This is a genomic window from Silvania sp. (assembly GCF_051656365.1).
In the GTDB taxonomy this organism is placed as follows: Bacteria; Pseudomonadota; Gammaproteobacteria; order Enterobacterales; family Enterobacteriaceae; genus Enterobacter; species Enterobacter hatchlandensis.
In genome coordinates this window covers 75,455-83,509 of the sequence record NZ_JBOGBT010000106.1, presented here as the reverse complement: position 1 = coordinate 83,509, position 8,055 = coordinate 75,455, and the positions used below count along the sequence as shown (strand labels likewise).

Annotated in this window: 7 protein-coding genes and 1 riboswitch; of the genes, 2 read left to right on the top strand and 5 right to left on the bottom strand. The window is 53.7% G+C overall.

What is annotated here, in order from left to right:
• Positions 1–172 precede the first annotated feature (172 nt).
• Both murI and btuB read right to left on the bottom strand, forming a co-directional pair.
• Complete coding sequence (gene murI, locus ACRDD5_RS21215) at positions 173–1,054, bottom strand: glutamate racemase (RefSeq protein ID WP_438677910.1); 882 nt, start codon at positions 1,052–1,054, stop codon at positions 173–175.
• Complete coding sequence (btuB, locus tag ACRDD5_RS21210; RefSeq protein ID WP_438677909.1) at positions 999–2,852, bottom strand: TonB-dependent vitamin B12 receptor BtuB; 1,854 nt, start codon at positions 2,850–2,852, stop codon at positions 999–1,001. The genes murI and btuB overlap by 56 nt, the downstream gene beginning before the upstream one ends.
• Positions 2,853–2,918: 66 nt before the next feature.
• Positions 2,919–3,097: riboswitch (cobalamin riboswitch) on the bottom strand.
• A gap of 104 nt (positions 3,098–3,201) precedes the next feature.
• Between btuB and trmA the strand changes: the two genes are divergently transcribed.
• Entirely contained in the window at positions 3,202–4,302 is a 1,101-nt protein-coding gene (gene trmA, locus ACRDD5_RS21205) for a tRNA (uridine(54)-C5)-methyltransferase TrmA (RefSeq protein WP_271281465.1), read from the top strand.
• 45 nt (positions 4,303–4,347) lie between these two features.
• Here the strand turns inward: trmA and ACRDD5_RS21200 are convergent, their stop codons facing one another.
• On the bottom strand, positions 4,348–4,707 hold the full coding sequence (locus ACRDD5_RS21200; RefSeq protein WP_438677908.1) for a YijD family membrane protein: 360 nt from the start codon (positions 4,705–4,707) through the stop codon (positions 4,348–4,350).
• 10 nt (positions 4,708–4,717) lie between these two features.
• Positions 4,718–5,356, bottom strand: a complete 639-nt coding sequence (gene fabR / locus ACRDD5_RS21195) for an HTH-type transcriptional repressor FabR (RefSeq protein WP_032615233.1) — start codon at positions 5,354–5,356, stop codon at positions 4,718–4,720.
• A 196-nt stretch (positions 5,357–5,552) separates the two neighbouring features.
• On the opposite strand from fabR, the gene sthA reads away from it, so the two are divergent.
• Positions 5,553–6,953, top strand: coding sequence for a Si-specific NAD(P)(+) transhydrogenase (gene sthA / locus ACRDD5_RS21190; protein WP_271281464.1), 1,401 nt, complete (start codon positions 5,553–5,555; stop codon positions 6,951–6,953).
• On the opposite strand, the gene oxyR is transcribed toward sthA, so the two are convergent.
• On the bottom strand, positions 6,936–7,853 hold the full coding sequence (oxyR, locus tag ACRDD5_RS21185; RefSeq protein WP_271281463.1) for a DNA-binding transcriptional regulator OxyR: 918 nt from the start codon (positions 7,851–7,853) through the stop codon (positions 6,936–6,938). The two genes, sthA and oxyR, sit on opposite strands and share 18 nt — an antisense overlap.
• Between the last annotated feature and the right edge of the window lie 202 nt (positions 7,854–8,055).

The window sequence follows — 8,055 nt, the reverse complement described above, 5'->3', positions numbered from 1 at the left end:
GTATATTACGCCTTCCTCATTCAGAGTCAAGCGTTTATTTTCGCTTTTCTCTGTCGGCGTTCATCTCTGAACCCCTGCTGTCACGGCGGTTTGTAATCCGTTGTTCCGTGTCAGTGGAGGCGCATTATAGGGAGTTCTCCGACGGTGACAAGAGGTAATTTAAAAAAAACTTTCAACCGTCTCTTTTTTGCTCAAAACCGTGCTCCAGCGCGAGTTTTTCGAGCGTTTCGAAGCCATAACGCAGTAAAACGGGTAAAAGTTGCTCAGTTTCGGGCGTTAACGCCATGCAATACGCGATATTCACATCAACAGATTTTGCATCTGGCGCTTCATGCTCAAGCAACCATGCTGTGCGACGAGCGATGGCGGCGCCGGAATCCACCAGACGGGTTCCTTCCGGCAGGACGGCAAGCAGTTCTTCCTGCAGCAAAGGAAAGTGAGTGCAACCCAGTACGACCGTGTCAGGTGGTTCATTCATTAACAACCACGGGCGTAAGATGCGACGCAACTCTTCCAGCGACACCGCTTGACCGTGCAGCTTCGCTTCGGCCATCTCAACCAGCTCAGCAGACCCTAACATGGCAATCTTGCATTCATTGGCAAAGCGCTCAATCAATTCGCGCGTATAAGGACGCTTAACCGTACCGCGTGTCGCCAGTAATCCCACCACGCCGTTTGCCGTCAGGCGCGCAGCGGGTTTAATCGCCGGAACCACACCGACAACCGGGAACGGGAATTTTTCGCGTAATGCAGGGAGAGAAACCGTACTCGCCGTATTGCAGGCAATCACCGCCAGTGCGAGGGGATAACGCTGCTGCACGGCAGTGACGATCTCGAGGACGCGCTCGACAATAAACGCTTCGCTCTTTTCCCCATAAGGAAAAGCGACGTTATCGAAAGCATAGATGTAATGAAGATCCGGCAGGAGATGCCGAATCTCATCATAGACCGAAAGCCCACCGACGCCGGAGTCAAACACCAGCACGGTGGGACGTGGATCAGAAGGTGTAGCTGCCAGACAAGGTGTATTCCCGTCCTGCAGTTTGGTAGCCATAAACTGTCTCGTAATCTTTATCGAACAGGTTGGCTATTTTACCACGAACTACAAGATGTGAGGTGACCGGATACGAAACTGCGAGATCCCACAAACTTACGCCGCCCAGTTTCACGCGCTCGGAAGTAAAGGTATTCGGATCGTACGACACGTCATAACGGGTACCCAGGTAGCGGTACGCCAGGTTCCAGTCGAGGTCCCACACCTGCATATCCAGCTGGTATTTCACCTGCTGCTTCGAACGACGGGCAAGCACTTCGTTTGTTTTGGCATTACGCGGATCCACGTAGTCATAGGAGATCTGATGCCCTACCAGACCGGTATCGAACTGTGCCGTCGCTTCGATGCCTTTGATGCGCGCTTTATCGACGTTGTAGTAGCGGAAGGTACGCGGGTCGCTGCTGATCAGATTGTCGATATCGTTACGATAACCTGACACACGCCAGTTCACCGGGCCAGTCAGCCCCTCAAAACCGCCTTCCCACTGCTTGCTCTCTTCCGGTTTCAGATCCGGGTTGCCATAACTCGCACTGTGGATCTGACTCATCGTTGGTGCTTTAAAGGCTGTGCCGTAGGAACCGATGATCCGATAGCCGTCAATGAACTCCCATCCGGCGCTGGTCTGCCAGGTGTTATGGTTGCCAAAGTTAGAGTTATCATCGTTACGCGCTGCGGCTTCCAGCGTGACGCTATCAAACTGCTGCAGAGCAGACAGGAACACGCCTGTATTGCGCTGATCGTAACCGTTATCCAGATAGCCGGTACCCGCCTGGGTTTTTTGCTTCTGCCAGTCCAGACCCGCCCCGATATTGCCGTGACCCACCGTGACGGTGTTCAGCCACTGCGCAGTATATTGCTTAACATCATCCATCGTGGCGGACGACGCATAGCGACCTTTCGCAGGATCATAGTTCTGGTCTTTGCTGCGACCATACCCGGCCACCAGCTGTGACTGATAAATGCCCTGGTTAAAGCGCAGGCCGGTATCCCAGTTCTGGCTATACAGCTGGCGCGTATCTGGCATGCCATCGACCATAAAGTTGGCATCATAATGCTCATAACCGTCATAGTCGGTGCGGTTGTCATAACCCAAACCACGCACGAAGCCGCTCAGGTTGTCGGTGATCTGCTGTTCGATGGAACCAAACAGCGACTTACTCATAAACCCATCGCGGTCAGGCTGACGTGGGGCATCCTGGGCATCGATATCAAAACCGCGCGTGTAGGTATAGTTACCGCCCATCGTGATTTTGGTTTTATCGAGCACCTGCTGGAAGGAGCCGTCATAGGTCTGATAGCCTTTAGAACCGACGCCAGCTGAAATCTCCGCGCCCGGCTTGTCGCGACCGGTAATGATGTTAATGACGCCGCCAATCGCATCTGAACCATACAGCGCCGAACGTGGGCCACGGATATATTCGATACGTTGAATAAGCGAAACAGGGATTTGGCTGAGATCCGGGGAGTTGCTGATACCGGCGTTATTCAGTGGAATACCGTCAATCAACACCAGCACGTGGCGGGATTCGGTACCGCGAATAAAGGTAGAGGAGTTAGCGCCCATTCCACCGCTTTGCGCGATATCAACGCCGGGTAGGCGAGACATCACCTCAACGACGCTTTTTGCCTGCCAGCGTTCGATATCTTCCCGGGTCACCACGGAGTTCGGTGCCAGAACGGTATTAGCAGGTTGTTCAACGCGGTTTGCTGTCACCACCAACGAGTCTGTGCCATCCTGCGCCCAGCCCGAAAATGCCGTGACGGAAAGCGCCGTCATCAGCGAAACTTTTTTAATCATTGTTAAAGCATCCACAATATAAGAAGGATGCCGCAGGCCTCATCTATAGCACGCGATGATGACACCAAATGCGACGTGATACCGGCAGGTCTTCGGGCTAGGTGGCGTGTTGTGGATGAAGACTTCCCGCTTTGCCAGCAGTGTCTACAGCTCTCATCCCGCCAGTCTTTACCGCTGCGCGTCAGCTCCAGATTTTCACTGGATTCCCTCTTCACTCCTAAGAGACCGGAAACATAATGCTACAATTAGATACGTATAGATGTCCAGACTGCTGATAACCATTAAGGCTGGACATCCCCTGCACAATCCCTACAATCCCGGCGTAATTCATCATCAATCAGGAAGCATCATGACCCCCGAACACCTCCCGACAGAACAGTACGACGCACAGCTGGCAGAGAAAGTGGTCCGTCTGCAAAGCATGATGACGCCTTTTGCTGCGCCTGCGCCTGAGGTGTTCCGCTCACCGGTCAGCCACTATCGTATGCGCGCTGAGTTCCGTATCTGGCACGATGGCGACGACCTGTATCACATCATTTTCGATCAGCAGACCAAAAGTCGTATCCGCGTCGATACCTTCCCGGCCGCCAGCGAGCTGATTAACCAGTTAATGGCGCTGATGATGGATGGCGTGCGCGATAATCCGCTGCTGCGCCATAAGCTGTTCCAGATTGACTACCTGACCACCCAAAGCAATCAGGCCATTGTCTCGCTGCTGTACCATAAAGCGCTGAATGATGAGTGGCGCCAGGCGGCAGAAGCCCTGCGCGATGCCCTGCGCGCGCAGAACATCAACGTGCACCTGATTGGCCGCGCGACCAAAACCAAAATCGCGCTGGATCAGGATTTCGTCGATGAGCGCCTGCCGGTTGGCGGTAAAGAGATGATTTATCGCCAGGTTGAGAACAGCTTTACTCAGCCTAACGCCGCGATGAACGTGCAGATGCTGGAGTGGGCGCTGAAAGCGACCGAAGGCTCAACGGGCGATCTGCTGGAGTTGTACTGCGGTAACGGTAACTTTTCGCTGGCGCTGGCGCGTAACTTCGAACGCGTGCTGGCAACCGAAATAGCCAAACCGTCGGTTGCAGCCGCGCAATACAACATCGCCGCGAACCATATTGATAATGTGCAGATTATCCGCATGTCGGCGGAAGAGTTTACCCAGGCGATGAACGGTGTGCGTGATTTTAACCGTCTGCAAGGTATTGATCTGAAGGGCTACCAGTGTGAGACGATTTTCGTCGATCCTCCGCGCAGCGGGCTGGACAGCGAAACCGAGAAAATGGTGCAGGCGTACCCGCGTATTCTGTATATCTCCTGCAACCCGGAAACGTTATGCAAGAACCTGGAAACATTAAGCCAGACGCACAAGGTTGAACGTCTGGCGTTATTCGATCAGTTCCCGTACACGCACCATATGGAGTGCGGCGTACTGCTGACAGCCCGATAAAACTCGGTTGCCGGATGGCGCTTCGCTTAACCGGCAAACAAAACCTTATTCTGGCAGCTGGTGCTTACGGTCACGCATCTTGAAGCCAATCCAGAACACCAGAATGACAGACAGCACCGCCGGGAAGAAGTTAGAGCCCATATCCGGGTACTCAGCGCGTACCACGGTGCTGTACAGCAGGACACCCAGAACAAAGAAGGCCGCCGACAGCGCCGGTAAACCCACCGGCATAGTGCGATTCAAATAGCGTTGATGCAGACAGTACACCGTCAGTACCAGCGCAATCATCGGGAAAACCGAAAACGGCACAATGGAGCTGAAAAAAGCTGCAAAGGTTCCGTTAATGGATAAGCCAGCGATCAATGCCAGCAACAATGTTCCTTTATCCTGTCCTGTCTGTTTCATTACTCACCTTTCACTCATCGGATTGATGCGCCAGTTTTTCCTGTTCGCGGCGATACCAGTAATACGCGCCCTTGGAGATCATCCGCAGTTGCAATACCAGTCGCTCTTCGAGTTGCTTGCGTTGTTCAACGCTTACATCCAGTGCTTCGGCGCCCGCACTGAAGACAATTGTCACCATCGCCTCGGCCTGCGCTTCAGTGAAGGCGCGCGGCATATGGTTTTCGAGTTCAAGATAGTCAGCAAGTTCCGCAATGAAGTGCTGAATCTCACGCGCCACGGCGGCACGAAACGCTGCCGATGTTCCCGAACGCTCACGCAACAATAAACGAAATGCGTTCGGATTATTGCCGATAAACTCCATAAAAGTGGAAACAGAGGTGCGGATCACGCTTCCTCCTTTGGCGATCCGCTGGCGCGCCTGACGCATCAGCTGGCGCAGCATCAGACCGCTTTCATCCACCATGGTCAGACCCAGTTCATCTACATCACGAAAGTGACGGTAGAAGGAGGTAGGCGCGATCCCGGCTTCGCGTGCGACTTCACGCAGACTCAAACTGGCAAAACTTCGCTCAGCACTCAGTTGACTGAATGCCGCTTCCACCAGCGAACGCCGGGTTTTCTCTTTTTGTTGTGCTCTTACGCCCATCACGATAGTTGAATCCTTCCAAAGGCCCGCTGGCACTATACCAGAGAATAAATTTAATCTGTTTACCAGGCTTTGAGAATGACGGTTTACATGTTGTTTGTGCTCCACCACGCGAAAAGAGCACAACGATAATTGGGTTATCCCGGCGATGATGTTACTATTCTGTTGCTTTTATGTATAAGAACAGGTAAGCCTGACCATGCCACATTCCTACGATTACGATGCAATAGTTATTGGTTCCGGCCCCGGCGGCGAAGGCGCTGCTATGGGACTGGTTAAACAAGGAGCCAGAGTAGCGGTCATTGAGCGCTACCATAATGTTGGCGGGGGTTGCACCCACTGGGGCACCATCCCTTCCAAAGCCCTCCGCCACGCCGTCAGCCGCATTATTGAATTCAACCAAAATCCTCTTTACAGCGATCACTCCCGACTTCTGCGTTCTTCCTTTGCCGACATCCTCAACCATGCCGATACCGTCATTAATCAGCAAACCCGGATGCGTCAGGGATTTTACGAGCGCAACCACTGCGAAATTCTGCAGGGCAACGCCCATTTTGTTGATGAACATACCCTGGCGCTGGAGTGCCACGACGGCTCCGTCGAGACGATTACCGCCGAGAAATTCGTTATCGCCTGCGGGTCACGTCCGTATCATCCCGATGACGTCGACTTTTCCCATCCGCGTGTCTATGACAGCGACTCGATCCTGAGCCTGCATCACGAGCCACGCCATGTGCTGATTTACGGTGCAGGGGTGATCGGCTGCGAATACGCGTCGATTTTCCGTGGAATGGAAGTCAAAGTTGATTTGATTAACACCCGCGATCGTCTGCTGGCGTTTCTCGATCAGGAGATGTCAGATTCGCTCTCTTACCACTTCTGGAACAGCGGCGTGGTGATTCGCCACAATGAAGAGTATGAGAAGATCGAAGGCTGCGATGACGGCGTCATCATGCACCTGAAATCCGGTAAAAAGCTGAAAGCCGACTGCCTGCTGTACGCCAACGGTCGAACCGGTAACACCGATTCGCTGGCGCTGGAGAACATCGGTCTTGCCACCGACAGCCGCGGACAGCTCAAGGTTAACAGCATGTACCAGACCGCCCTGCCGCATATCTATGCCGTAGGTGACGTAATTGGTTACCCAAGCCTGGCCTCTGCGGCTTACGATCAAGGGCGTATTGCGGCGCATGCGCTGGTAAAAGGTGAAGCGACTGCCCATCTGATTGAGGATATTCCAACCGGTATTTATACCATTCCGGAAATCAGCTCAGTGGGGAAAACCGAACAGCAGCTGACGTCGATGAAAGTGCCGTATGAGGTGGGTCGTGCGCAATTTAAACACCTGGCGCGGGCGCAAATCGTGGGGATGAGCGTCGGTACGCTGAAGATATTGTTCCATCGCGAGACGAAAGAGATCCTCGGCATTCACTGCTTCGGTGAACGCGCGGCGGAAATCATTCATATCGGCCAGGCCATCATGGAGCAAAAAGGTGGCGGTAACACCATTGAGTACTTCGTTAACACCACCTTTAACTACCCGACCATGGCAGAAGCCTATCGGGTAGCAGCGCTAAACGGCTTAAACCGCCTGTTTTAACGTACTGTCGAAACGGCCATTCATCGAACTACGAATGGCCTCTGCCAGCTGCTCATAGCGGCTGCGCAGCGGCGATCCCGGACGATAGACCAGCCCAACCGTACGACGCGGTTCGGGTTTGATGCACGGCAGATAAACCACGCCGTCGCGTTTACGCTCTGGCGGAACCGACAGCGCGGGCAGTAATGTAATCCCACTTCCGGCCGCCACCATGTTACGCAGCGTTTCAAGGCTGGTTGCGCGGAAGTGCGTATCTTCATCCGCACCCGCTTCAAAGCAGAAGCCCATCGCCTGATCGCGCAGACAGTGACCATCTTCCAGCATCAGCAGCTTTTCACCCGCCAGATCGGCCATCGGCACGCGATCGCGGTTCGCCCACGGGTGATCGGCATAGATCGCCAGCATCATCGGCTCGTCAAACAGCGGCACTTCGATAAAGGCTTCACTCTCTTTAACCAGCGCGAGGATCGCACAGTCGAGCTTGCCGCTGTCGAGCTGGGCCAGCAGCTGATGGGTTTGCGCTTCGTGCAGGTACATTTCAAGTTTCGGGAAGGTCTGGTGCAGCATGGGAATGATTTGCGGCAACAAGTATGGGCCAACGGTAGGGATCAGGCCAATATGCAGCGGACCGGACATGGTTTCCCCCTGCTGGCTTGCCATTTCCTTGAGCACTTTGACCTCGCGTAACACGGTACGCGCCTGATCCACCAGCAGAAGACCTGCCTGAGTGAACAGTACTTTACGGCTGGTGCGCTCCAGCAACATCACGCCAAGTTCATCTTCCAGCTTGCGGATCTGACCGCTCAGCGTGGGCTGACTCACGTGGCAGGAATCCGCCGCCCGCCGAAAATGACGGTGTTCGGCTAACGCTACCAGGTATTCAAGATCACGAATATTCATTATTCATCCTCCGTCACCACGATAGTTCATGGCGATAGATAGCATAGCAACGAACGATTATCCCTATCAAGCGTTCTGTTGAATAATGCACCACATAGACGAGGCGGTACCTGTTTGACCCTTGAAGTCCTGCCCGTTTAAACGAGTTTCTCTCAAAACTCGAACAACTAAAGCCAACGTGAACTTTTGCGGACCCCGTGGT